Genomic DNA, 22,915 nt, shown 5'->3' on the forward strand with positions numbered 1-22,915 from the left:
CGGGCGTCCTTCCGTTGCGGGCGGTGCGGCGTCCATCCTGCCGCAGCCGGGCCCCACCCGTTCCGTCCCGGGTCCGAACTCCACCCGTGACGAGAGTGGGGCTGGCGGGGTGTTCGAACCCCGCCAACCCCATGATCAACCAGACTGGTCGGTGCGCCGTTGGCGGGGCACCTCGAACTCCGGCCAGTGCGCCAGGGTGCGGCGGTCGGCCGGGGGTAGTTGCGCGGCGGCGGCACGGGGCAGGGTGAACCGGTCGGTGGCGGCCGATCCGGCCGAGGCCGACTCACGCAGCATCCAGCGCACCTCGTCGGCCGTCCAGCCCAGCCCCGGCCGCGCGGCGACTTCGCGGATCAACCGCCGGCCAACCCTCGTGTCGTCGTCGTAGAAGCGCATGCACCAGTGGTGCGTCCACATCCCGAGCGCCCGTAGGCCCGCGTCGTCGAGCGAGCCGGCCAACCGGCCGCAGGCGGTGTCAGGGAAGCTCTGCGCGGGCTCGCCCGCCCGGTCCCGTTCGATGGCGCCCACGGCGGCCGGCGCGACGGCCCGCATCCGGCGGTAGAAGGACTGCGCCACCGCGCGGGGCAGCGGCGGGAACGCGCCCGGTGTCGACGCCGCTGCCCAACCCGCCACGCTCGTCATTCGCCGCACCCCTTCTTCAGTTGGTGGCCGGACGGTACCTGGCGCGCCCGACACTTTCGGGCCGAAAACCCCCACCGATCGTGGACAGCGACGATGACCTGGGACGTCTGTATCCGTGACAACGAAACGGGGGTGGCCGGCCGGAACCGGTCGGCCCGGCACTGGCCTGCCGAGCCGGCGGCGAGGAGCCGGTCGGAGATCCCGGTCACCTTCGCGCGCCACTCCGCCGCACCGGCGAGCGTCGCGCGCCGCGGCGACGAGCGGGCATCGGTTCACCAGATTTGTCGAGGCCGACATGCCCACTCATCCTTGGGCCATGACCGATCCCGGACACCCGAGGTGCGAGCTGCGGGGGCAACGATGAGCACCGCCATGGCCCGGGTGCCCGACTCCCTCCGGGGGCAGATCGTCACACCCGGCGACCGCCGGTACGCACAGCTGCGCTCGACGTACACCAGGTCGGCGTCGCCGGCCGCCGTTCTGCTGCCCAAGACCACCGCCCAGGTGGTCGACGCGCTGCGCTACGCGCGGGAGCAGCGGCTGCCGATCGCGGTCCGCAGCGGCGGGCACGGCCTCTCCGGGGCCTCGTCCAACAACGGTGGGGTGGTCATCGACCTGTCCATGCTCAACCGGGTTCAGGTGATCGACGAGCGGGCCGGGCTGGTCCGGGTCGAGGCCGGTGCCCGCTGGGCGAACGTCGCGAAGGCGTTGGCCCCGTACGGCCTGGTGATCAGCTCGGGTGACTACGGCGGTGTCGGCGTCGGCGGCCTGGCCACCGGCGGCGGTGTCGGCTGGCTGGTGCGCGCCCACGGCCTCACCATCGACCGGGTCCGCGCCGTCGAGGTGGTGCTGGCGGACGGGACGCTGGTACGCGCCGACGCCGACCACGAGCCGGAGCTGTTCTGGCTGGTCCGAGGGGCCGGGGCTGGCGCGGGGATCGTGGTGGCCTTCGAGATCGAGGCGGCCGAGCAGCGCAACGTCGGTGTCGTGCAGCTGGTGGTCGAGGCGCATCCGGACGGTCGCACCGTCCGGGAGTGGACGAGCTGTCTCAGCCAGGCGCCACGGGAGTTGTCCGCCGCCGCCGTGGTGTTCGCGGAGGGTCGATCGGTCCTCATGTCCATCACCGCCGTGGTCGCGGCCGAGAGCCTGCGCCGGACCCGGCCGGCGGTGGAACCGCTGCTCGCCATCGGCAAGGTGCTCGAACACCGCACCGACCTGCTGCCCTACCCGACGCTGGTGCCGACCGCGCACCTCAACCCCAACGTCGGGCAGCAGCGCGGCACGACCACCAACGGTCTGTTCACAGCGCTGGACGAGGCCGGGGCGCGGGCCGTGACACGAGCGGTGACGGGGCCGGGTCGGGCGACGATCCAGCTCCGCTCGTTGGGTGGGGCGGTCAACGACGTCGCTTCCGACGCGACCGCGTACCCGCATCGTCACCAGGACACGCTGATCGTGGCCTCGGTGTTTGCGCCGCAGGCCGACGCCGCGTTGAACGCCGCCTGGCGGGCCGCCGGAGCGCGCGCCGACGGCGCGTACGTCAACTTCGAGAGCAGACCGGACCCGGCCGCGTTCGCCCGGATCTACCCGGGCGAGACCGGGGCCCGGGTCCGACGGCTGTGGAAGCGGTACGACCCGGACGGCGTGTTCCGATCGGCCCTGCTGACCGGCCAGCCGGACCGCGCCGCACAGCCCAACCGGGCCGCCCAGCCCAGCCGGGCCGGCCAGGTGGACCGCGCCGCCCAACCGAGCCGCGCCGCCCAGCCCAGTCGATCCGCCCAGCCCAGCGGGTCTGGTCAGCCGCACCGGCGTCGTCGACGCCCTCGTTGACCGTTCCTCTTCGCACCGGCACACCCAGGTCCGATTCCCGCCAGCCGATGGCCGGTCGAGCGGGGCATCATCGGTGACATGGAGATGGACTTCGAGCGGTGTTACCGGGCCGTGGACAGCCGTGACCAGCGGTTCGACGGCTGGTTCTACACCGGTGTGACGTCCACCGGCATCTACTGCCGGCCGTCCTGCCCGGCGATCACACCCAAGCGGCAGAACGTCCGGTTCTTTCCGTCCGCCGCCGCGGCGCAGGGTGCCGGGCTGCGCGCCTGCCGCCGCTGCCGGCCGGACGCCGCGCCCGGATCGCCGCAGTGGGACATCCGCGCCGACGTGGTCGGCCGGGCGATGCGGTTGATCGCGGACGGGGTGATCGACCGGGACGGCGTACCGGGGTTGGCCTCCCGGCTGGGCTACACCGAACGGCACCTGCACCGGATGCTCAGCGCCGAGATGGGCGCCGGGCCGCTCGCGCTGGCCCGGGCGCAGCGGGCACAGACCGCCCGGATCCTGATCGAGACGACCGACCTCGGGATGGCCGAGGTCGCGTTCGCCGCGGGCTTCGGCAGCGTGCGGCAGTTCAACGACACGCTCCGCGAGGTGTACGCGAGCGCCCCGTCCGACCTGCGCGCTGCCCGTGGGCGCCAGCAGGCGGCGGTCGGGGCGGGAACGATCACGCTCCGGCTGGCGTACCGCCCACCGCTGCACGCCCGGGCGCTGCTGGACTTCCTCGCGGTGCGGGCGTTGCCCGGCGTGGAGGAGGTCCGCGACGGGACGTACCACCGGGGTCTGCGGTTGCCGCACGGCACCGGCCAGGTGGCGCTGACCCCGGCGGACGGGCACGTGGCGGCGACGTTGCGGCTCGCCGACCTGCGCGACCTGGCACCCGCGGTGGCCCGCTGTCGCCGGCTGCTCGACCTGGACGCGGACCCGGTGGCCATCGACGCCACGTTGGCCGCCGACCCGGCGCTGGCCCCGGCGGTCACCGCCGAACCGGGCATTCGCGTCCCCCGCGCGGTCGACGCCTTCGAGCAAGCCGTCCGCGCCATCATCAACCAACAGGTCTCGATCACTTCCGCGAGAACAACGCTGACCCGCCTCCTGACCGCCGCCCACGCTCGCGTTGATCATGAAGTTGTTGCCACTGATGACGGCGTGTCGGGACAACAACTTCATGATCAACGGGGTGGGCTGCGGGGGTTCCTGGGGGCGGAGGAGCTGTTGGCGCTGCCGGATTCGGGGTTTCGGATGCCGGCGGGGCGGCGGGAGTCCTTGCGAGGGCTGGCTCGGGCCGTGATGGACGGGTCCGTTGACCTTGCTCCCGGGGTGGATCGCGGGGAAGCCGTTCGTCGGCTGCTCGCACTGCCCGGCATCGGCCCGTGGACCGCCAACTACCTGGCCATGCGCGCCTTCGGCGACCCGGACATCCTGCTCAGCTCCGACCTCGCGGTCCGGCGCGGCGCCGCCGCGCTCGGCCTGCCCGACACCCCGACAACCCTCGACCGGTACGCCGAACGGTGGCGTCCCTGGCGCTCCTACGCCACGATCAGACTCTGGAGAGCGGCATGAACATCGACAGCACCGTAGTGAGCACCCCGACCGGCCCACTGAGCATCCTCGCCGGTCCCGACGGCGACGTACGGGCAGCCGGCTTCACCCCGGACCCGGCGGCGCTGCTGCCCCTGATCCACCCGGCCCTGCGGGCACCACTGCGGGAGCGCGCCGACCTCGGCCCGGTCAGCGCGGCGGTCAACTCCTACCTGGACGGTAACCTCGCCGCCATCGACGCGGTGCCGGTCCGTCAACGCACCGACGGAGAGTTCATGGCACACGCCTGGCAGGTGCTGCGCGAGGTGCCACCGGGCACCCCGGTCACCTACACCGGGTACGCCGCGCTGGCCGGTCGACCACCGGCGGTGCGGGCCGCCGCTGCCGCCTGCGCCCGCAACGCCGCAGCCCTCTTCGTGCCGTGTCACCGGGTTCTGCGCACCGACGGCACGCTCGGCGGCTACCGCTGGGGGTTGGACGTGAAGAAGTGGCTTCTCGGTCATGAGCGCGGCTTGACAACAAGCTGACAGAAGCATCGACACTCATTGACGCTACCGTCTGGTAGTGCCTGTGGAGAGCGACGGCGACCCGGCCGCCGCGGGAACCCGCCCCGCGCACAACCTCTGGCGGCTACGCCCCTACCTGCGCCCGTACGCCGCCGAGTTCGCCTGGCTGCTCGTCGCGGGGCTCGCCGGCACCGCGGCCGGGATCGCCGTACCGCTGATCGTGCAGCGGGTCGTGGACGGGCCGGTGGCCCGACACGAACCGGCCGGGCTGCTCCAGCTCGGCGGCCTGGCGCTGCTGCTCGGCGTCGCCGAGGCGGTGCTCATCTTCATCCGCCGGTGGGTGCAGTCGTCCTCGGCGGTGGGCATGGAGGCGGCGCTGCGCGCCGACGTCTACGCCCACCTGCAACGGCTGCCGACCAGCTTCCACGACCGCTGGCAGTCCGGCCAGTTGCTCTCCCGGATCACCAGCGACCTGTCGGTGATCCGCCGGTTCCTCTCCTTCGGCGTGTTCTTCCTGGTGCTCAACCTGACCACGTACGTCGTCGTGGTGGTACTGCTGATCAACCTGCACCCGGCGCTCGGGGTGCTGGTCGCGGCCAGCGCGGTGCCGCTGCTGCTGATCAGTCGCCGGTTCGGGCGGCACTACCACGCCGCGTCCCGCCGGATGCAGGACCAGCAGGGCGACGTGGCGACGCTGGTCGAGGAGACCGCACAGGGTCTGCGCACCATGAAGGCGTACGGGCGGGGGCCCGAACTGGCGGCCCGCTTCGCCGGTGCGGCCCGGCGGCTGCACGACACCGGCGTCGACAAGGGACGGCTGCTGGCCAACACCTCGGCGCTGCTCGACCTGGTGCCCAACGTGACCCTGGGCGTGGTGCTGGCGGCGGGGGCGACCGCCGCCGCGCAGGGCGCGCTCACCATCGGCGAACTGGTCGCGTTCGTCAGCCTGCAACTGATGCTCATCTGGCCGGTGCAGTCCCTGGGTTGGATCATCGCCAACGGTCAGGAGGCGGCCACCGCCGCCGACCGGATCCAGGAGGTGCTGGACACCCCACCGGAGATCGTGGATGCGCCCGGCGCCGTCGATCTGCCGCGCGACGCGGTGCACGGCCGGCTGCGGTTCGAGGGGGTCGCGTTCAGCTACCCGGGTGCCACCACAGCGGTGCTGCGCGAGATCGACCTGAGCATCGAGCCGGGTGAGACGTTGGCCCTGGTCGGCGCCACCGGCTGCGGCAAGAGCACACTGCTCTCCCTGGTGCCCCGGCTGCACGAGGTGACCGCCGGCCGGATCACCCTGGACGGCCACGACCTACGCGAGCTGCGGCTGTCCTCGCTGCGCCGGCTGGTCGGGGTGGCGTTCGAGGAGCCCACGCTCTTCTCCATGTCGGTGCGCGAGAACCTCACCCTGGGCCGCCCGGACGCCGACGACGACGAGGTCCGCGCGGCCCTCGCGCTGGCCCAGGCCGACTTCGCGTACGACCTGCCCTGGGGGTTGGCCACCCGGGTGGGCGAGCAGGGGCTGTCCCTCTCCGGCGGGCAACGGCAACGGCTCGCCCTGGCGCGGGCCGTGCTCGGCCGACCGGCGGTGCTGGTGCTGGACGACCCGCTCTCCGCCCTCGACGTGCACACCGAGGCCCTGGTCGAGGCGGCGCTTCGCCGGGTCCTGCGCGACAGCACCGCGCTGCTGGTGGTGCACCGGCCGTCGACCATCGCGCTGGCCGACCGGGTCGCCCTGCTGGAGGACGGGCGGATCACCGCGACCGGCAGGCATTCCGACCTGCTGGCCACCGTCCCGGCGTACCGGGCGTTGCTCGCCGCCGAGCCGCCCGCCGCGCATCCCCCGCCGGCCGGGGCCGGCGGGCCCAGCACGTCCCCTTCGGACGGGCGGGGGTTGGTGCGTTCGTGAGCGTGCCGAAGCAGGCCGACCCACCTCCCGAGGAGGAGCCCGAGCTCACCCGCTGGCGCGGAACCGCCACCGACCCGGAGGCCGACCGCAGTCGAGCCGAGGACACCAGCCCCGAGGCGGTGGCCCGGCTGCGCCGGCTCAGCCGCAGCCTGCTGGGCGACCTGCTGCGCGGGCACTGGAGGCGACTCGCCGCGGCGGTGGCCCTGCTGCTGGCCCAGAACGCCGCCGCGATGGCCGGCCCGTACCTGGTCATGATCGGCATCGACCGGGCCATCCCGCCGTTGCGCGCCGGCGACCCCGGCCTCCTGATCACCGTCGCCGGGGCGTTCGCGGTGGCCTCGGTGACCGAGTACGCGGCCCGCCGCGGCTTCCTCACCCTGTCCGCCCGGATCGGCCAGGCCGTCCTGCTCGACCTGCGGAGGCAGGTCTTCGGGCACTTCCTACGGCTGTCGGTGGGCTTCCACGAGCGGTACACGTCCGGCCGGATGGTCTCCCGCCTCACCAGCGACCTGGACTCGATCGCCGAGCTGGTCGACGGTGGGATCGACAGCCTGGTGCTGGCCGGGCTCTCGATCCTGTCGGTGGCCGCCATCCTGCTCTGGCTGGACCCGCCGCTGGCGGCCGTGACGCTGTTCGCCTTTCCGTTCCTGTTCTCGCTCTCCCGCTGGTTCGCCCGGTCGTCGGCCAGCGCGTACCGACGGACCCGGGACGCGGTCGCGCTGGTCATCGTGCACTTCGTCGAGTCGATGCGGGGCATCCGGGCCGTGCAGGCGTTCCGCCGGGAACCCCGCAACCAGCGGATCTTCGTGGCGCTCGGCGACGACTACCGACGAACCAGCCTGCACGCGTTCCGGCTGATCGCCACGTACTCGCCCGCGATCAAACTGATCGGCAACGTCACAGTGGCGGTGGTGCTCTGCTACGGCGGTTGGCGGGTGCTCGGTGGGCAGACCGAGATCGGCGTGCTCGCCGCGTTCCTGCTCTACCTGCGGCGCTTCTTCGAGCCGATGCAGGAGCTGAGCCAGTTCTACAACTCGTTGCAGTCGGCCACCGCCGCGCTGGAGAAGCTGGCCGGGGTGCTCGACGAACGACCGGCCGTCGCCGAACCGACCCGGCCCGCGCAGCTCCCGACCGGGCCCGATCGTGGCGAGCTGGTCTTCCGGGCGGTCAGCTTCGGCTACCGGGCCGACACCCCGATTCTCTGCCGGCTGGAGTTGACGGTGCCGGCCGGACAGACCGTGGCGCTGATCGGGCCCACCGGGGCGGGCAAGTCGACAATCGCCAAGCTGGTCGCCCGGTTCCACGACCCCGACACCGGCACTGTCCAGTTGGACGGGGTCGACCTGCGCGACGTACGCGACGCCGACCTGCGCCGCGCGGTGGTGCTGGTGACGCAGGAGAACCACCTGTTCAGTGGGACCGTCGCGGAGAACATCAGGTTCGGTCGCCCGGGGGCCGACGACGCCGCCGTCCAGGCCGCCGCGCGGGCGATCGGCGCGCACGACTTCATCGCCGCACTCCCCGACGGGTACGCCACCCAGGTGCACCGACGAGGCGGCCGGCTCTCCGCCGGGCAACGCCAACTGGTCGCGTTCGCCCGCGCGTTCCTGGCCGATCCGACCGTGCTCATCCTGGACGAGGCGACGTCGTCGCTGGACGTGCCGACGGAACGTCTGGTGCAGCGGGCACTCGGCACCATCCTGCGCGATCGCACCGCACTGGTGATCGCCCATCGTCTCTCCACTGTGGAGACCGCTGACCGGGTGCTGGTCCTCGACGGCGGGGCTGTCGTCGAGGACGGCCCACCCGCCGTGCTCGCCCAGGCCGACGGCCGGTACGCCGCCCTGCACCGCCAGTGGCGCGAGTCACTGATCTAGCAGGCCCCTTTCCGTGACCGATCCCCGCCGGCCGGTGTGTTCGACCGCAACTACGTCGCTCCGCACCCGGAGGGTGCCTACGATCGCAGGATGACCGATACGGCGAGGACGGCCCGCGCCGGCGTTCCCGAGCGTCCGACCCTGGACGGGCTCGAGGAGAGCTGGGCGCGCCGCTGGCAGGAGGACGGAACGTACGCGTTCGACCGCTCGAAGGAGCGCAAGGACGTGTACGCGATCGACACCCCGCCGCCGACCGTATCGGGCGAACTGCACATGGGGCACGTGTTCTCGTACACCCACACCGACACCGCGGCGCGCTACCAGCGGATGCGTGGCAAGGCCGTCTTCTACCCGATGGGCTGGGACGACAACGGCCTGCCCACCGAGCGTCGGGCGCAGAACGTGTACGGGGTGCGACCCGACCCGGCGCTGCCGTACGACCCGGTGTGGCGACCGCCGACGGCTCCGGTCGACGACGCGGCCCGCCGCAACCCCACAGCGATCTCCCGGCGCAACTTCATCGAGCTGTGCGAGCGGCTGACGGTCATCGACGAGCAGGCCTTCGAGGCGCTGTGGCGGCGGCTCGGGCTCTCGGTCGACTGGTCCCTGACGTACACGACGATCGGCCGGACCGCCCGCACCACCAGCCAGCGGGCGTTCGTCCGCAACCTGCGCCGCGGCGAGGCGTACCAGTCGGAGGCGCCGACGCTCTGGGACGTCGGCTTCGCCACCGCCGTCGCCCAGGCGGAGTTGGAGGACCGGGAGCGCCCCGGTGCCTACCACCGGCTGCGGTTCGCCTCGGCCAACGGCGGTGAGGTGCTCATCGACACCACCCGGCCCGAGCTGCTGCCGGCCTGCGTGGCGCTGGTCTGCCACCCCGACGACGAGCGGTACGCCAACCTGGTGGGCGGCACCGCGCGCAGCCCACTGTTCGACGTCGAGGTGCCGGTGTACGCCCACCCACTCGCCGACCCGGGCAAGGGCACCGGCATCGCGATGGTCTGCACGTTCGGTGACCTGACCGACGTGACCTGGTGGCGTGAGCTGGGGCTGGGCACGCGGGTGGTGATCGGCCGGGACGGTCGGCTGCTCCCCGAGCCACCGGAGGGGGTGCCGGCGCAGCCGTACGCCGCGCTGGCCGGGCAGACCGTCAACGGGGCCCGCCGGGAGATCGTCGGGATGCTGGCCGACGCCGGTGACCTGATCGGTGAGCCGCGCCCGATCACCCACCCGGTGAAGTTCTACGAACGCGGCGACCGGCCACTGGAGATCGTCTCGACGCGACAGTGGTATCTGCGCAACGGCGGCCGGGACGAGGCGCTGCGCGCCACGCTGCTGGCCCGGGGCGAGCAGTTGCACTGGGTGCCGGCGCACATGAAACACCGCTACGACAACTGGGTGGGCGGCCTGAACGGGGACTGGCTGGTCAGCCGCCAACGCTTCTTCGGGGTGCCGGTCCCGGTGTGGTACCGGCTCGACGACACTGGCGAGCCGGACTGGTCCCACCCTCTCACGCCGGACGAGTCCGCGCTGCCGGTCGATCCATCCAGCGATCCGGCACCCGGTTACGACGAGTCGCAGCGCGGCCAGCCGGGCGGTTTCATCGGCGACCCGGACGTGCTGGACACCTGGGCCACGTCGTCGTTGACCCCGCAGATCGTCGGCGGCTGGGAGACCGACCCGGACCTGTTCGCCAGGGTCTTCCCGATGGACCTCCGCCCGCAGGGGCAGGAGATCATCCGGACCTGGCTCTTCGACAGCGTGGTCCGTTCACACTTCGAACACGGGGTGCTGCCCTGGCGGGACACCGTGCTCTCGGGCTGGATCCTCGACCCCGACCACAAGAAGATGGCGAAGTCCAAGGGGAACGTGGTGACCCCGCTGGCCCTGTTGGAGCAGCACGGCTCGGACGCGGTGCGCTACTGGGCGGCCAGCGGCAAGCCCGGCATGGACCTGGCCTTCGACCCGGCGCAGATAAAGGTCGGCCGGCGACTGGCCACCAAACTGCTCAACGCGTCCAAGTTCGCGCTCGGGCTGGGCGCGGCGGACGCCCTGCGCGCCCCGTACGACAACTCCAGCTCGGCGCGTCTGACGCCGCGCCGCGACCTGGAGCTGTCGGCGACCACCCCACTGGACCGGGCCATGCTCGCCGAGCTGACCACCGTGGTCACCGCCGCGAGCACCGCCTTCGACTCGTACGACCACACGGCGGCGTTGCAGGTGACCGAGGCGTTCTTCTGGCGGTTCTGCGACGACTACATCGAGCTGGTCAAGGAGCGCGCCTACGGCACCGGCGCGGCGGCCGACTCGGCCCGGGCGGCGTTGGCCGCGGCGCTCTCGGTGCAGCTGCGGCTGTTCGCCCCGGTGCTGCCGTACGTGACCGAGGAGATCTGGTCGTGGTGGCGGTACGGCTCGGTGCACCGGGCACCCTGGCCCACCACCTACGAGGTGGCCCGGTCGATCGACGGGTCGGGCGACCCGGCGCTGCTGCGGCTCGCCGGTGACGCGTTGAGTCAGGTGCGACGGGCCAAGTCGGAGCGGAAGCTGTCGATGAAGGCGGAGGTGCCGTTGGCCGAGGCGCTCGGCCCGGCGGCGCTGCTGGAGCAGCTCACGCTGGTCGCCGACGACCTCCGGGCGGCGGGCCGGATCGGCAAACTCGACCTGCTCCCGGACCGCGCCCCGGAGCTGGTCATCGCCTGCGCCTTCTGACCCGCATCCGCCGCCGTCCGCACGGGCGGCGGCGGAGCGGCGGGTCACCAGCCGCGCAGGAAGCGCAGCCCGAGCAGGAACGCGACCACGGCGGGCCCCACCAGCAGGGTGATCGCCTGGAGGCGGTACGGCATCCGGTGCCGGGTCAGCTCCCCCGCGTTACCCAGCACGATGGCCCCGGCCAGCATCAGGAACCCGCCCCACCAACCGGTCTTGAGGTGGATCAGGTCCACCCGGATCAGTTGCAGGGTCAGGCCGAGCAGCGCCCCGGTCAGCGCGAGCAGGCCCACCGCCCGGTGCAGGCCCCGGGCCAACGGGTGGGCGGCCCGCCAGCCGTAGGTGCCGGCGACCGCCAGGCAGGGCAGCACCACCAGCAGCGGCCAGCCCCGCCCCATCACGCCGAACATCAGCAGCGCGCCGACCGCGAAGACGATCGTGCCGACGCAGGCGAGCACGTACCCGGCGAAGGCCCGGCCACCCCCGCGGGCCAGCAACGGCCCACCGCTGGCCGCGATCAACGCGGCCGGGATCAGGATGAACACCGCCCACCAGTGGAACTGGCCACTGCCCTGAGCCGCCGTGGCGACCGTGGCACAGGCCAGCCCGGCGACGGCCAGACTGGTCAGCCACGGCCGGCTGCTCCGGGAATACGGCTCAGCCAACGACGTCTGCTCCGCTTCGACGCTCACGCCGATAAGCCTCGCCCGAGGTGGCCCGACCGGTCCATCCGGCCAGCCCTACCGTCGCGCGGGGGCTGGCCGGAACAGCAGCTCGCACCGCTGTCAGCTCGTCTCGCCGGCCACGCTGAACGAGCGCAGGCGGTCGATGGCGAGCACTGTGAAGCCGACGCTGACCAGCGCGGTCATCACCGACGCCACCGGCACCGACACGCTCGTCTCCAGCAGCCCGGTGGGGGCGATCCGGTCGGCGAGGGCGATCACGTACTGCTGGATGGAGAGCACCTTGGTGCCGCTCACGAAGTTGCCCAGCAAGCCCTCCCAGATCAGCACGTAGACCAGGCCGAGCAGCACCGGTCGCCGGGTGACCAGGCTGAGCGCTAGGAAGAACGCCGAGTACGCCAGCGCGCCGAGCGCCGCCGCGGCTGCCAGCGCCAGTCCGAGGCGTACCGAATCGGCGAGCACGCCCGCGACGTAGAGCGGCACCGCCGCGGTGACCGCGGTGACCCCGGTGGCCACGGCGAGCTTCGGCAGGACGATCTGCCAGCGCGGCAGCGGCTTGGTCAGGATGTGCACCACCGTGCCGTCGTCGATCTCGGCGCCCAGCACGCCCGTGCCGATGATCAGCGCAACCACCGGAAGCACCACGGCAAGCCCGAGACCGACCAGCACCGGCGGCCCCCAGTTGCGCGGATCCACCCCTAGCGACCGGCAGAGCACGGCCAGCCCGAGCAGCACCAATGGCAGCGGTAACAGCAGCAGGAACCGACGTCGGCCGAACAACCCGCGTGCGGTGATCCAGGTAACGGTCGACATGTCATCTTCCTTCGTTCGTCACTGCGGGGCCCACTCGCTGCGCTCGTTCACGCCTCGCCCGCACGGTCAGGCCTCCACGAGGTAGGAGAAGACGCTCTCCAGGGACTCGTCGGACGGCACCAGCTGGCGCACCCGGATGCCCTTGTTCAGTGCGATCCGGGGTAGCGCCCGGGTGAACGCGCCGTAGTCGCCGGCCCGTACGGTCAGGCCGGTCGGGTCCAGCTCGACCCCGCTCACCGACGCCTCGGCGATCAACGCGACGGCCAGCGCGCGGTCGTCGGTGGAGCGCACCGCGAAGACGTGCGGACGGTTGGTCATCAACCGGCGGATGGTCCGAAAGTCGCCGGAGGCGGCCAACCGGCCGGCCACCATCACCTGCACCGTCCCGGAGACCTGCTCGACCTCCTCCAGGATGTGCGAGCTGAACAGGATCGTCCGGCCGGCGTCACCCAGTGTGTGCAGCAGCTGCATCATGTGCAGCCGCTGGCGCGGGTCCATGCCGTTGAACGGCTCGTCGAGCAGCAGCACCTGCGGGTCGTGCACCAGAGCGGCGGCTACCCGGGCGCGTTGGCGCATGCCCTTGGAGTACGTGCCGATCCGGCGGTCCTGCGCCGATTCCAGCTCCACCAGGTCGATCGCCCGTCGGGCCGCGGCCGCGGGGTCGGGCAGCCGGTGCAGCTTCGCGCTGGCCAGCACGAACTCGTACGCGGTGAGGTAGCCCTGCACCGCCTCCCGTTCGCTGACCAGCCCCAGCCGGCGGTAGACGTCGGGGTTGCGCCAGGTCGGCTCGTCGTCGAGGGTGACCGTGCCGCGCGACGGGGCGAGGAACCCGGCCATCATGTGCAGCAGCGTGGTCTTGCCGGCGCCGTTCGGGCCGAGCAGCCCGGTCACGCCCGGCCCCAGGGCCATGCTGATGTCGTTGACCGCGACCACGTTGCCGTACCACCGGGACACCCCGGTCAGGCTGAGGGTGCTCATCAGGAGGCGACCTTCCGGTAGCGGGCCAGCAGGAGGGCGGTCGCGCCGGCGACCAGCAGCACCGCGGCCAGGGCGTAGAGCGGGCCGAACCCACCGATCGTCATCTCGCCCGGATCGCCCTCGACCAGCAGGTCACCCAGCGACCAGATGCCCACCCCCTGCACCAGCGTGGAGGGGGAGGCGAGCCCGGCCAGCTCGTTGGCGGCGCGCGACGGCAGGATGCTCAGCACGCCCACGATCGGGGTGGTCATCAGGAAGACCGCGACCACGCCGCCGGCGGCGAAGGCACGCTTGCCGGTCAGCGACGCGACCAGCAGGCCGACCGAGGCGAAGACCACCGCCCACAGCCCGGCGTAGAGCAGCCCCGGCAGCAGGTCGAGCAGCTCGTTCCACACCCCGCGCATGCCCTGCTTGGTGGTGAACGCGGCACCCAGGAACATCAACAGCTGCGGCCCGCCGAGCAGCAGCCAGAGCGACGTGCTCAGCGCCAGCAGCTTGGCCAGCGCGTAGTCGGAACGCGGCAGCGGCCGGGAGAAGTACAGCGGCAGCACCCCGCTGCGCAGGTCCCGGGAGACCAACTCCGGGGCGACGACAGCGACGAAGAAGATGACCAGCCAGCTCATCGCGTCGGCGAACTGGGCGTACGTGGCGACCGGCTCGCCGATCTGGCTGCGTATCGCGGCCAGGGCCACCGCGACCAGGCTGACGATGCCGACCACCAGCCACGGGAAGATCTTGGCCTTGGCGCTGCGGCCGAAACCGAAGGCGGTGCGCAGACCGTGCAGGTAGAGCGCGCCGAAGACCTGTCGACGGCCGAGCCTCGGACCCTCGTAGCGCTGGTAGCCGATGTCGTGGATGACGCCGGACGGCGTCTGGCGCACGGCGGTGGTGGACGGCTCAGGCATGAGCGAGCTCCCTCGTGGCGAAGAGTTCGGCCACCCGGTGCCGGCGCTGGTCCAGTCGGTGCAGTGGCAGGTCCAGTTCGGCGACCGCACCGAGGATCAGGTCGTAGGTGCCGTCGTCGGCGAGCGGCACGAGGAGCAGCCGCCCGTCCCGGGCGACCGGTAGTTTCAGCTCGGCGAGTCGGGCGGCGAGCTCTTCGGTGCCCTCGCTGACCTCCACGGCGAGCACATCGGTTGCCGTGGTCATCGCGGAGATGTTGTCGGCGCGCAGCAACCGGCCGCCGTCGATGGCGATCAGCGTGTCGCAGATCCGCTCGACCTCGCCGAGCAGGTGCGAGCAGACCAGCACGGAGATGCCGAACTCGGTGCCGATGCGGTGTACCAGCGCCAGCATGGCGTCGCGGCCGGCCGGGTCCAGACCGTTGGTCGGCTCGTCCAGCAACAGCAGGTCCGGGTCGTGCACGAGTGCCTGGGCGAGCTTGACGCGCTGCTTCATGCCGGTCGAGTAACCACCGACCGGGCGATAGCGCTCCTCGTAGAGCCCCACGTGCCGCAGCGCCTCGGAGGCCCGCTCGCGGGCCGCGGTGCGGGGCAGGCCGCTCATCCGGCCGAGGTGGGTGACCAGCTCGGCGGCGGACAGATCCGGTGGGAGGCAGTCGTGCTCGGGCATGTAGCCGACCCGGTTACGGACGGCCGCCGGGTCTGCGGTCGGGTCGATGCCCAGCACCGACACCACACCGCTGGTTGGTGCGATCAGGCCGAGCAGGATCTTGATCAAGGTGGATTTACCGGCGCCGTTCGCGCCCACCAGGCCGATGATCCCGGGCTCGACGGCGACGGTGAGGTCGGCCAACGCGGTGACCCGACCTCCGTACGTCTTGGTGAGCGACTGGGTCGCGATCAGTGTCACGCGCCCAGCGTAGGGAGTCGATGCCCGGCATGGACACCGGCACGCCCCCGGCGCTCCCCTGATCCTTTGCCAGCTGGACCCCTAAGGTGCGCGTCGGGGCAGTCGTGGCGTTTTCGCCGGTCCCGCGTTCGCCCGGACCCCGCTTCCGGAAAGACCCATTCGAGGTGACACCATTCACCTCCCGTTCACCGGGCATCGACTTCGCCGGGTGATCGACCGACGACGCGGGAGGAATCCTGATGGCCGAGGTGGGCATCCCCAAGGTGAGCGTCGTGGTGCCGGCGTACAACTGCGGCCCGCACATCGAACGGCTCGTCGCCTCGCTCCTGCGCCAGTCACTGCCCCCCGACGACTTCGAAGTGATCTTCATCGACGACGGCTCGACCGACGAGACGGCCGAGCGACTGGATCGGCTGGCCGCTGAGCACCCACACGTCACGGTGCTGCACATCGAAAACTCCGGTTGGCCGTCGCGTCCCCGCAACCTCGGCATCGAGCAGGCCCGCGGCGAGTACGTCTTCTTCTCCGACGACGACGACTGGTTCGCCGACGAGGCGCTGGAGCGGCTGTACGCCTGCGCGAAGGCGAACGACGCCGACATCGTGGTCGGGAAGATGGCCGGGTACGGGCGCCCCGTCCCACGGGAGCTGTTCCGGAAGAACCGCTTCGACGCCACCCTGGGCAACTCCCCCCTGATCGACAGCCTGACCTGCCACAAGCTGTTCCGGCGGTCGTTCCTCAACGAGCACGGTCTGCGGTTCCCGGAGGGCGGCAAGCGCCGGCTGGAGGACCATTCGCTGGTCGTTCGGGCCTACTTCCTGTCCCGCCGCACCTCCGTGTTGTCCGACTACACCTGCTACCACCACGTTCAACGGGGTGACGCGCGCAACGTCACAGCAGGCCCGTTGGACCCGTCGAGCTACTACGCCAGCGTGCGGGAGGCGCTGGACGTCGTCGACGCCAACACCGAGCCGGGCCCGCTGCGGGACCGGCTGCACCGGCGCTGGCTGCGCAACGAGATGCTCAGCAAGCTGCGCGGCAAGCGGTTGCTGAATGTCCCCGAGGCTTGGCTGGAACAGGTCGCACTGGAGACCCAGGAGATCATCCAGGGCCGCTTCGCCAGTGGTGTCGCCGGTGGGCTGCCGCCGCTGCTCCGAGCCGTGGCGTACCTGGCGGAGCGGGGGCGCGTCGCGGACCTGCGCAGGCTCGCCCACTGGGAGGCGGGCATCGCCGCACACGGCACCATCGACGAGCTCCGGCAGGCCGACCACGCCGTCACGGTGACCGTCGCCGCCGAGCTGCGCTCCGCGGACCAGCCGGTCGGCTTCCGCGCCGACGGTGACCGCGACGTGCTGATCCTCCCGATGGAGGAGATCGCCCCCGAGGTGCTCGATGCCACCGCACAGGTGCGCAAGGCCCGCCTGGACCTGGTGGCCCGCCACCGGGAGACCGGCGTCGAGATCTTCCTGCCGAACACCTTCCAGACCGAGCGGATCACCGGTACGACCGGAGCGGACACCGTCCACCTGGTGCACCGGGCCACCGTCACCATCGACTTCGCCGCCCTCAACGGTGGTCGGACCAGCGGTAGGTGGTTCCTCAAGGCCCGGATCACCAATGTGGGCTGGACGGAGGACGTGCGGCTGCCGCTGGTGTTCATCTGCCCGGCCGACGGCTCTCGGCCCCGGATCCGCGACGAGCGGAAGGTGTGGAACCGGGTGCGCTCGGCGGTAGGCCGGCGGATCAAGCGCTGACCGGCCGGCGGGGGTCTTGGAGTGGCACCCTCGACCGATCGGCGGTCGGCTGCGAAACTGTGTGCCGGTCAGCGAGTGGGGGGCGTGGATGAGCAACGGCTGGGTGCTGCCCGACGAGGTGCTGCGGGACGCGCCGGCGTACACGCCACGTCCCGGTGAGCTCGCGGATCTGGAGCTGCTGCTGACCGGCGCGTACGCCCCTCTGACCGGCTTCATGACCCGCGCCGACCTGGTCTCGGTGAGCCGACGCGCCCGGCTGGCCGACGGCACACCGTGGCAGGTCGCGGTGGTGCTCCAGGTGCCGGCCGCACTGGCGCAGAGCTTCGACCCGCGCGACCCGGCCCGCCGGGCGCTGGTGCTGACCGATGGGGAGGGCGCCCCGGCGGCGGCCCTGGACGTGGCCGACGTCTGGCCGATCCGCGAGGGTGTGGCGGGAGTGGGCGGCCAGGTCCGGCGGCTGGGCGACGGTGGGCACGGTCCGTTCCAGCGACTGCGTCGTTCCCCGGAGGAGGTCCGCGCGCTGCTGCCCCCGGGCCGGGTGCTCGGGGTGATCGCCGATCGGCCGCTGCACCGTCCGCAGCTCGCCCAGATCGCCCATGCCGCCCGCACCCTGGCCGCGCATCTGCTCGTGATGATCCCGGTCGGTGAGGGCGGTGTCGACGGGCTCCCGCCGGAGGCGCTGGTCCGTACGATCTTCGCCGCCCGGGACCGGATGCCGCCCGCCACCCTGGTCGCGGTGCCGTTGTCGCACCGACACGAGGAGATCAGCGACGCGTTGCTGCGTGCCCGGGTGTCCGCCGCGTACGGGGTCACCCACCTGCTCTCCACCGGGGAGATGCTCTCCGGCGCCGGGCTGCGGGTGTTGGTGCCGCGCGAGCTCGCCTACGACAACCGGGACGGGCAGTGGCGTTGGCGGGAGGACATCCCACCGCGCAACCGCCGGCTCGCGCTGACCCAGGCGGAGATCGACGACCTGCTCGACCGGGGTTTTCCGCTGCCGGAGTGGCACACCCCGCCCGCCGTGGCACGGGAGTTGGCCCGGGCCCGCCCGCCGCGTCGGCAGCGAGGGCTGGTGGTCTTCCTGACCGGCCTCTCCGGCTCCGGCAAGTCGACAGTCGCCCGGGGGCTGGCGGACGCGTTACGGGAGAACGGCGACCGCACGGTGACCCTGCTCGACGGGGACGTGGTGCGTCGGGAGCTCTCCGCCGGGCTGAGCTTCAGCAAGGCCGACCGGGATCTCAACGTCCGGCGGATCGGCTGGGTGGCCGCCGAGATCGCCCGGCACCGTGGGGTGAGCATCTGCTGCCCGATCGCCCCGTACGCGGCGGCCCGTGCCACCGCCCGGGAGATGGCCCTCGCCGCCGGGGCGGGTTTCGTGCTGGTGCACGTGGCCACCCCGTTGGAGGTGTGCGAGCGCAGGGACCGCAAGGGCCTGTACGCGCGAGCGCGGGCCGGCCTGCTCACCGGGATGACCGGCATCGACGACCCGTACGAGGAGCCGACCGACGCTGATCTGGTTCTCGACACCAGCGACGTGAGCGTGGCGGACGCGGTGCAGGCCGTGCTGCACCATCTGACCGAGACCGGCTGGGTGGAGCTGACCATCACGTCCCCCTGAGGCGTCGCTGTACCCGTTCCTTCCACCGCTGACCGGCACGCGCTAGTGTTCATCTTTGTTGGAACACGTTCGACCGCGTGAGGGTACGTGGACCCCGGGGAGGCACGGCGGATGCTCGCTCAGCAGCGGCAGGCGGCCATCCTGGAGCGGGTCCGCTCGACCGGCGGCGTCCGGGTCAGCGAGTTGGCAGGCGAGTTCGGCGTGTCCGACATGACCATCCGTCGTGACCTGGATGCGCTGCACGAGCGCGGCCTGCTGGCCAAGGTGCACGGTGGTGCCACCACGACCGGGCCGAGCTCGACCGACGAGCCGGGTTTCCACGCCAAGTCGGTTCGCCAACTGTCGGAGAAGGCGGCCATCGCGGACCGGGCCGCCCAGCTGGTCCGGCCGGGCGCGGCGGTCGCGCTCTCCGCGGGCACCACCACCGCCGAGCTGGCCCGCCGCCTGGTGGACGTGCCCGAGCTGACCGTGGTGACCAACTCGCTGCCGGTGGCCGAGATCATGCACGCCGGCGGCCGCCCGGACCAGACGGTGGTGCTCACCGGCGGCGTACGCACACCGTCGGACGCGCTGGTCGGGCCACTCGCGGTAGGGGCCGTCCGATCACTGCACCTGGATCTGCTCTTCCTGGGCGTCCACGGCATCACCGAGCGGGCCGGCTTCACCACCCCGAACCTCATGGAGGCGGAGACCGATCGGGCGCTCGTGGCCGCGGCGGACCAATTGGTGGTGCTCGCCGACCACACCAAGTGGGGCACTGTCGGCATCTCCTCGATCGTCGAGTTGGCGGCGGCCCACGTACTGGTCAGCGACGACCGGTTGCCCCCACCCGCACGACGGGTACTCGGCGAACGGGTGGGCGAACTGATCATGGTGAAGGCGACAAGGGGCGGGCCGCGTGACGCGCACGCCGACAACTGAGGGGACGGCGCCGTGAAGCGCACCGCGATCGACCTGGCCGACGGCCGGGAGCTGATCTACTTCGACGAGCGCGACGACGCGGTCCGCGACCAGCCGGACCGCCGGGACCTGCCGCCGCCTCCCCCGGCGTCCCAGCTGCGCTACGACCCGCTGACCGACGAGTGGGTGGCGGTCGCCGTGCACCGGCAGACCCGCACCTTCCTCCCGCCGGCGAACGAGTGCCCCCTCGACCCGTCGGTGGGCGACCGACTGACCGAGATCCCCGCACCCGACTACGACGTGGTGGTCTTCGAGAACCGGTTCCCGTCGCTGAGCGGTCGGGTGGCCGAGGAGCCCGGCGAGATCACCCCGTTCACGCCGGTCCGGCCGGGCGTCGGTCGATGCGAGGTGGTCTGCTTCACGTCCGACCACAACGCCTCGTTCGCCAGCCTGCCGCCCCGCCGGGTCCGCACCGTGTTGGACGCGCTCGCCGACCGCACCGAGGTGCTCGGCGCGCTGCCCGGCGTCGAGCAGGTCTTCTGCTTCGAGAACCGGGGCGTCGAGATCGGTGTGACACTGCACCACCCGCACGGGCAGATCTACGCGTACCCCTTCGTGACGCCGCGCACCCGTGCGCTGCTGGCCGCGGCCCGCCGGCACGCCGAGCGGACCGGCGGGGGCAACCTGTACGCGGACGTGCTGGCCGTCGAGCGTGCCACCGGTGACCGGGTGGTCGCCGAGAACGAGCACTGGACGGCGTTCGTCCCGGCGGCCGCCCGCTGGCCGTTCGAGGTGCACGTCGCGCCGCACCGGGTGGTGCCGGACATCCCGGCGCTCAGCGACAGCGAACGGGACTCGTTCGGGCCGCTCTACCTGGATCTGCTGCGCCGCTTCGACGGCCTGTTCGACATGCCGATGCCCTACATCTCGGCCTGGCACCAGGCGCCGGTACGGATCGATCGCGAACTGGGTTATCTGCACCTGCAGCTGTTCAGCATCCGGCGCGCCCCGGACAAGCTGAAGTACCTGGCGGGCTCCGAGTCCGGGATGGGCGTCTTCATCAACGACATCGCGCCGGAACGCGCCGCCGAACTGCTGCGTGCCGCCTGAGCGGCCGTGGCCGCGGCCGGTGCCTGAGCTCGGCCGGGCCCAGGCGGCGGGAAACAGGGCGCGGGGGGCCCGGGACAGGGCCCCCCGCAGGGAAGGGACGGCTGGCTGTGCACGGCACAGCCGGGAAGGCTGGCTGATCGGCGCACGGGTGCCGCGGGTCGACCGAGGTCAACCTTCCTGGACTCGACTGGCATCTCGTCCATCCTGGTCAACGAGGCGCGCCGGGGGCAGTGACGCCGATCGGCGCGGCGGCGCCGGACACGCCGAAGCCCGCCGGCAGAGTGCCGGCGGGCTCCGATGACGCGGTACGCCTGGATCAGGCGGCGATCTTGCGGGCCAGGTTCTCGTCGAGCGCGTTCATGAACTCGTCGGTGGTCAGCCACGGGGCGTCGCGCGAGATGAGCAGCGCGAGGTCCTTCGTCATCTGGCCGCCCTCGACGGTGTCGACGATGACCTGCTCCAGGGTGTTGGCGAACTCGGTGACCGCCGGGGTGCCGTCCAGCTTGCCCCGGTGGGCCAGGCCCCGGGTCCAGGCGTAGATCGACGCGATCGGGTTGGTCGAGGTCTTCTCGCCCTTCTGGTACTGCCGGTAGTGCCGGGTGACAGTGCCGTGCGCGGCCTCGGCCTCGACGGTCCGGCCGTCCGGGGAGAGCAGGACGGAGGTCATCAGACCCAGCGAGCCGAAGCCCTGCGCGACGGTGTCGGACTGCACGTCACCGTCGTAGTTCTTGCAGGCCCAGACGTAGCCGCCCTCCCACTTGAGCGCGGCGGCGACCATGTCGTCGATGAGCCGGTGCTCGTAGGTGATGCCGGCGGCCGCGAACTCGGCCTTGAACTCGGTCTCGAACACCTCGGCGAAGATGTCCTTGAACCGGCCGTCGTACGCCTTGAGGATGGTGTTCTTGGTGGACAGGTAGACCGGGTAGTTGCGGTCCAGCCCGTACCGGAAAGACGCCCGGGCGAAGTCCCGGATCGACTCGTCGTAGTTGTACATGCCCATGGCGATGCCGCCGCCGGGGAAGTTGGCGACCTCCATCTCCATCGGCGCGCCGCCGTCGGCCGGGGTGTAGGTGATGGTCACCGTGCCCGGGCCGGGGACGACGAAGTCGGTGGCCTTGTACTGGTCACCGTGGGCGTGCCGGCCGATGATGATCGGCTTGGTCCAGCCGGGGACCAGCCGCGGCACGTTGGACATGATGATCGGCTCACGGAAGACGACACCGCCGAGGATGTTGCGGATGGTGCCGTTGGGCGACCGCCACATCTTCTTCAGGCCGAACTCCTCGACCCGGGCCTCGTCCGGGGTGATGGTCGCGCACTTGACGCCGACGCCGTGCTCCTTGATGGCGTTGGCGGCGTCGATCGTGACCTGGTCGTCGGTCTCGTCGCGGTGCTGGATCGACAGGTCGTAGTAGTGCAGGTCGACGTCGAGGTAGGGCAGGATCAGCTGCTCCCGGATCTGCTTCCAGATGATCCGGGTCATCTCGTCGCCGTCGAGTTCTACGACCGGGTTGTTTACCTTGATCTTCGCCATCGGCCGGCGCTCCTCTCGGGGGACACGTGCTCAAGCAGTACGAGCGTACTGCAATAGGGCCGGCAGCCCCCAGCCGGCCTCGACCGGCCGGCAGAACCGGACCACGCGGAACAGGAGTGCCCTGAGAGCATCGTCCGATGCCACTGAACCGCACCCTCGGGTCTATCACGGTTACCGCACTCACCGACGGGGAGGGTGCCTTCTTCCAGCCTCGCGCGGAGGTCTTTCCGCAGGCCACGGCAGCGCACTGGGCGGAGGCCGACCGGCGCGACCCCGGCTCGGTGACCGCCGACGGGCAGTGGTGGCTGCAGTTCCGCAGCTTCGCGATCCGCGTCGGCGACGGGCCGGTCACCCTTGTCGACGCCGGCATCGGGCCGGCGGACTCCCTGGCCGCGAGCTGGGCACCCGTGCCAGGCCGGATGCCCGCCGAGTTGGCCGCAGCGGGCATCGACCCGGCCGACGTCGAGACGGTCGTCCTGACCCACCTGCACAGCGACCACATCGGGTGGGCGGTCACCGGCACAGCGGGTCGGCCGTACTTTCCGAACGCGAGCTACCTGGTGCAACGCACCGAACTCGACGCCGCCGGGACGCTCAACCCTGGGCTACCGGCCGGCCTCATCGCGCCGTTGCGCGCCGCCGGCCAGCTCCGGGTGGTCGACGGCGAGACCGCCCTCACCCCAGCGGTACGTCTGCTGCCCACC

General features: G+C 71.9%; 18 protein-coding genes. 11 read left to right on the top strand and 7 right to left on the bottom strand.

Features of this window, described 5'->3' with window-relative positions; genetic code table 11:
* Positions 1-135: 135 nt before the first annotated feature.
* Positions 136-639 carry a hypothetical protein gene (locus tag DLJ59_RS17645; RefSeq protein ID WP_244236084.1) on the bottom strand — a complete coding sequence of 168 codons (504 nt, stop codon included), beginning with the start codon at positions 637-639 and terminating at the stop codon, positions 136-138.
* Positions 640-999: 360 nt separating this feature from the next.
* Between DLJ59_RS17645 and DLJ59_RS17650 the strand changes: the two genes are divergently transcribed.
* The 6 genes from DLJ59_RS17650 to valS all read left to right on the top strand — a co-directional run bounded on the left by DLJ59_RS17650 (position 1,000) and on the right by valS (position 11,012).
* Positions 1,000-2,469 (top strand): FAD-binding oxidoreductase, encoded by a 1,470-nt coding sequence (locus DLJ59_RS17650; RefSeq protein WP_158630857.1) that lies wholly within the window; start codon positions 1,000-1,002, stop codon positions 2,467-2,469.
* 78 nt (positions 2,470-2,547) lie between these two features.
* Positions 2,548-4,035, top strand: a complete 1,488-nt coding sequence (locus tag DLJ59_RS17655) for a DNA-3-methyladenine glycosylase 2 family protein (protein ID WP_124773740.1) — start codon at positions 2,548-2,550, stop codon at positions 4,033-4,035.
* On the top strand, positions 4,032-4,541 hold the full coding sequence (locus DLJ59_RS17660) for a methylated-DNA--[protein]-cysteine S-methyltransferase (RefSeq protein ID WP_124773741.1): 510 nt from the start codon (positions 4,032-4,034) through the stop codon (positions 4,539-4,541). Before DLJ59_RS17655 ends, DLJ59_RS17660 begins: the two co-directional genes overlap by 4 nt.
* 37 nt (positions 4,542-4,578) lie before the next feature.
* Positions 4,579-6,426 (top strand): ABC transporter ATP-binding protein, encoded by a 1,848-nt coding sequence (locus tag DLJ59_RS17665; RefSeq protein ID WP_244236085.1) that lies wholly within the window; start codon positions 4,579-4,581, stop codon positions 6,424-6,426.
* Positions 6,423-8,303, top strand: a complete 1,881-nt coding sequence (locus tag DLJ59_RS17670; RefSeq protein WP_124773742.1) for an ABC transporter ATP-binding protein — start codon at positions 6,423-6,425, stop codon at positions 8,301-8,303. Before DLJ59_RS17665 ends, DLJ59_RS17670 begins: the two co-directional genes overlap by 4 nt.
* A gap of 90 nt (positions 8,304-8,393) precedes the next feature.
* Positions 8,394-11,012, top strand: a complete 2,619-nt coding sequence (valS, locus tag DLJ59_RS17675) for a valine--tRNA ligase (protein ID WP_124773743.1) — start codon at positions 8,394-8,396, stop codon at positions 11,010-11,012.
* 44 nt (positions 11,013-11,056) lie between these two features.
* Here valS and DLJ59_RS17680 read toward each other — a convergent pair whose 3' ends face one another.
* The 5 genes from DLJ59_RS17680 to DLJ59_RS17700 form a co-directional block, all read right to left on the bottom strand.
* Complete coding sequence (locus DLJ59_RS17680) at positions 11,057-11,701, bottom strand: hypothetical protein (RefSeq protein WP_124773744.1); 645 nt, start codon at positions 11,699-11,701, stop codon at positions 11,057-11,059.
* Positions 11,702-11,794: 93 nt separating this feature from the next.
* Positions 11,795-12,505 carry an ABC transporter permease subunit gene (locus DLJ59_RS17685; protein ID WP_124773745.1) on the bottom strand — a complete coding sequence of 237 codons (711 nt, stop codon included), beginning with the start codon at positions 12,503-12,505 and terminating at the stop codon, positions 11,795-11,797.
* A 66-nt stretch (positions 12,506-12,571) separates the two neighbouring features.
* Entirely contained in the window at positions 12,572-13,483 is a 912-nt protein-coding gene (locus tag DLJ59_RS17690; RefSeq protein WP_124773746.1) for an ABC transporter ATP-binding protein, read from the bottom strand.
* Positions 13,483-14,388, bottom strand: a complete 906-nt coding sequence (locus DLJ59_RS17695) for an ABC transporter permease (RefSeq protein WP_124773747.1) — start codon at positions 14,386-14,388, stop codon at positions 13,483-13,485. The genes DLJ59_RS17690 and DLJ59_RS17695 overlap by 1 nt, the downstream gene beginning before the upstream one ends.
* Complete coding sequence (locus tag DLJ59_RS17700) at positions 14,381-15,295, bottom strand: ABC transporter ATP-binding protein (protein ID WP_124773748.1); 915 nt, start codon at positions 15,293-15,295, stop codon at positions 14,381-14,383. The genes DLJ59_RS17695 and DLJ59_RS17700 overlap by 8 nt, the downstream gene beginning before the upstream one ends.
* A 239-nt stretch (positions 15,296-15,534) precedes the next feature.
* Here DLJ59_RS17700 and DLJ59_RS17705 point away from each other — a divergent pair, with 239 nt between their 5' ends.
* From DLJ59_RS17705 to galT, 4 genes are all read left to right on the top strand, one after another.
* Complete coding sequence (locus DLJ59_RS17705; RefSeq protein WP_124773749.1) at positions 15,535-17,049, top strand: glycosyltransferase; 1,515 nt, start codon at positions 15,535-15,537, stop codon at positions 17,047-17,049.
* An 88-nt stretch (positions 17,050-17,137) separates the two neighbouring features.
* Positions 17,138-18,667 (top strand): adenylyl-sulfate kinase, encoded by a 1,530-nt coding sequence (gene cysC / locus DLJ59_RS17710; RefSeq protein ID WP_124773750.1) that lies wholly within the window; start codon positions 17,138-17,140, stop codon positions 18,665-18,667.
* Positions 18,668-18,778: 111 nt separating this feature from the next.
* On the top strand, positions 18,779-19,588 hold the full coding sequence (locus DLJ59_RS17715; protein WP_124773751.1) for a DeoR/GlpR family DNA-binding transcription regulator: 810 nt from the start codon (positions 18,779-18,781) through the stop codon (positions 19,586-19,588).
* A gap of 12 nt (positions 19,589-19,600) precedes the next feature.
* The gene (gene galT, locus DLJ59_RS17720) at positions 19,601-20,677 is read left to right on the top strand and encodes a galactose-1-phosphate uridylyltransferase (protein WP_124773752.1); all 1,077 of its coding nucleotides are present in this window, start codon (positions 19,601-19,603) and stop codon (positions 20,675-20,677) included.
* A 316-nt stretch (positions 20,678-20,993) separates the two neighbouring features.
* On the opposite strand, the gene DLJ59_RS17725 is transcribed toward galT, so the two are convergent.
* Positions 20,994-22,211, bottom strand: coding sequence for an NADP-dependent isocitrate dehydrogenase (locus DLJ59_RS17725; protein WP_124773753.1), 1,218 nt, complete (start codon positions 22,209-22,211; stop codon positions 20,994-20,996).
* Between the two features lie 137 nt (positions 22,212-22,348).
* Here DLJ59_RS17725 and DLJ59_RS17730 point away from each other — a divergent pair.
* On the top strand, positions 22,349-22,915 hold a 567-nt coding region (locus DLJ59_RS17730; RefSeq protein ID WP_124773754.1), incomplete at its 3' end, for an MBL fold metallo-hydrolase.

Origin of the sequence: Micromonospora inaquosa, assembly GCF_003857055.1 — a bacterium.
In the GTDB taxonomy this organism is placed as follows: domain Bacteria; phylum Actinomycetota; class Actinomycetes; order Mycobacteriales; family Micromonosporaceae; genus Micromonospora; species Micromonospora inaquosa.

What these genes read in the sequence shown, in the direction of transcription:
- DLJ59_RS17645 (WP_244236084.1), bottom strand. Translation starts at nt 639, where the DNA reads ATGACGAGCGTGGCGGGTTGGGCAGCGGCGTCGACACCGGGCGCGTTC.
- DLJ59_RS17650 (WP_158630857.1), top strand. Translation starts at nt 1,000, where the DNA reads ATGAGCACCGCCATGGCCCGGGTGCCCGACTCCCTCCGGGGGCAGATC.
- DLJ59_RS17655 (WP_124773740.1), top strand. Translation starts at nt 2,548, where the DNA reads ATGGAGATGGACTTCGAGCGGTGTTACCGGGCCGTGGACAGCCGTGAC.
- DLJ59_RS17660 (WP_124773741.1), top strand. Translation starts at nt 4,032, where the DNA reads ATGAACATCGACAGCACCGTAGTGAGCACCCCGACCGGCCCACTGAGC.
- valS (WP_124773743.1), top strand. Translation starts at nt 8,394, where the DNA reads ATGACCGATACGGCGAGGACGGCCCGCGCCGGCGTTCCCGAGCGTCCG.
- DLJ59_RS17685 (WP_124773745.1), bottom strand. Translation starts at nt 12,505, where the DNA reads ATGTCGACCGTTACCTGGATCACCGCACGCGGGTTGTTCGGCCGACGT.
- DLJ59_RS17690 (WP_124773746.1), bottom strand. Translation starts at nt 13,483, where the DNA reads ATGAGCACCCTCAGCCTGACCGGGGTGTCCCGGTGGTACGGCAACGTG.
- DLJ59_RS17695 (WP_124773747.1), bottom strand. Translation starts at nt 14,388, where the DNA reads ATGCCTGAGCCGTCCACCACCGCCGTGCGCCAGACGCCGTCCGGCGTC.
- DLJ59_RS17705 (WP_124773749.1), top strand. Translation starts at nt 15,535, where the DNA reads ATGGCCGAGGTGGGCATCCCCAAGGTGAGCGTCGTGGTGCCGGCGTAC.
- cysC (WP_124773750.1), top strand. Translation starts at nt 17,138, where the DNA reads ATGAGCAACGGCTGGGTGCTGCCCGACGAGGTGCTGCGGGACGCGCCG.
- DLJ59_RS17715 (WP_124773751.1), top strand. Translation starts at nt 18,779, where the DNA reads ATGCTCGCTCAGCAGCGGCAGGCGGCCATCCTGGAGCGGGTCCGCTCG.
- DLJ59_RS17725 (WP_124773753.1), bottom strand. Translation starts at nt 22,211, where the DNA reads ATGGCGAAGATCAAGGTAAACAACCCGGTCGTAGAACTCGACGGCGAC.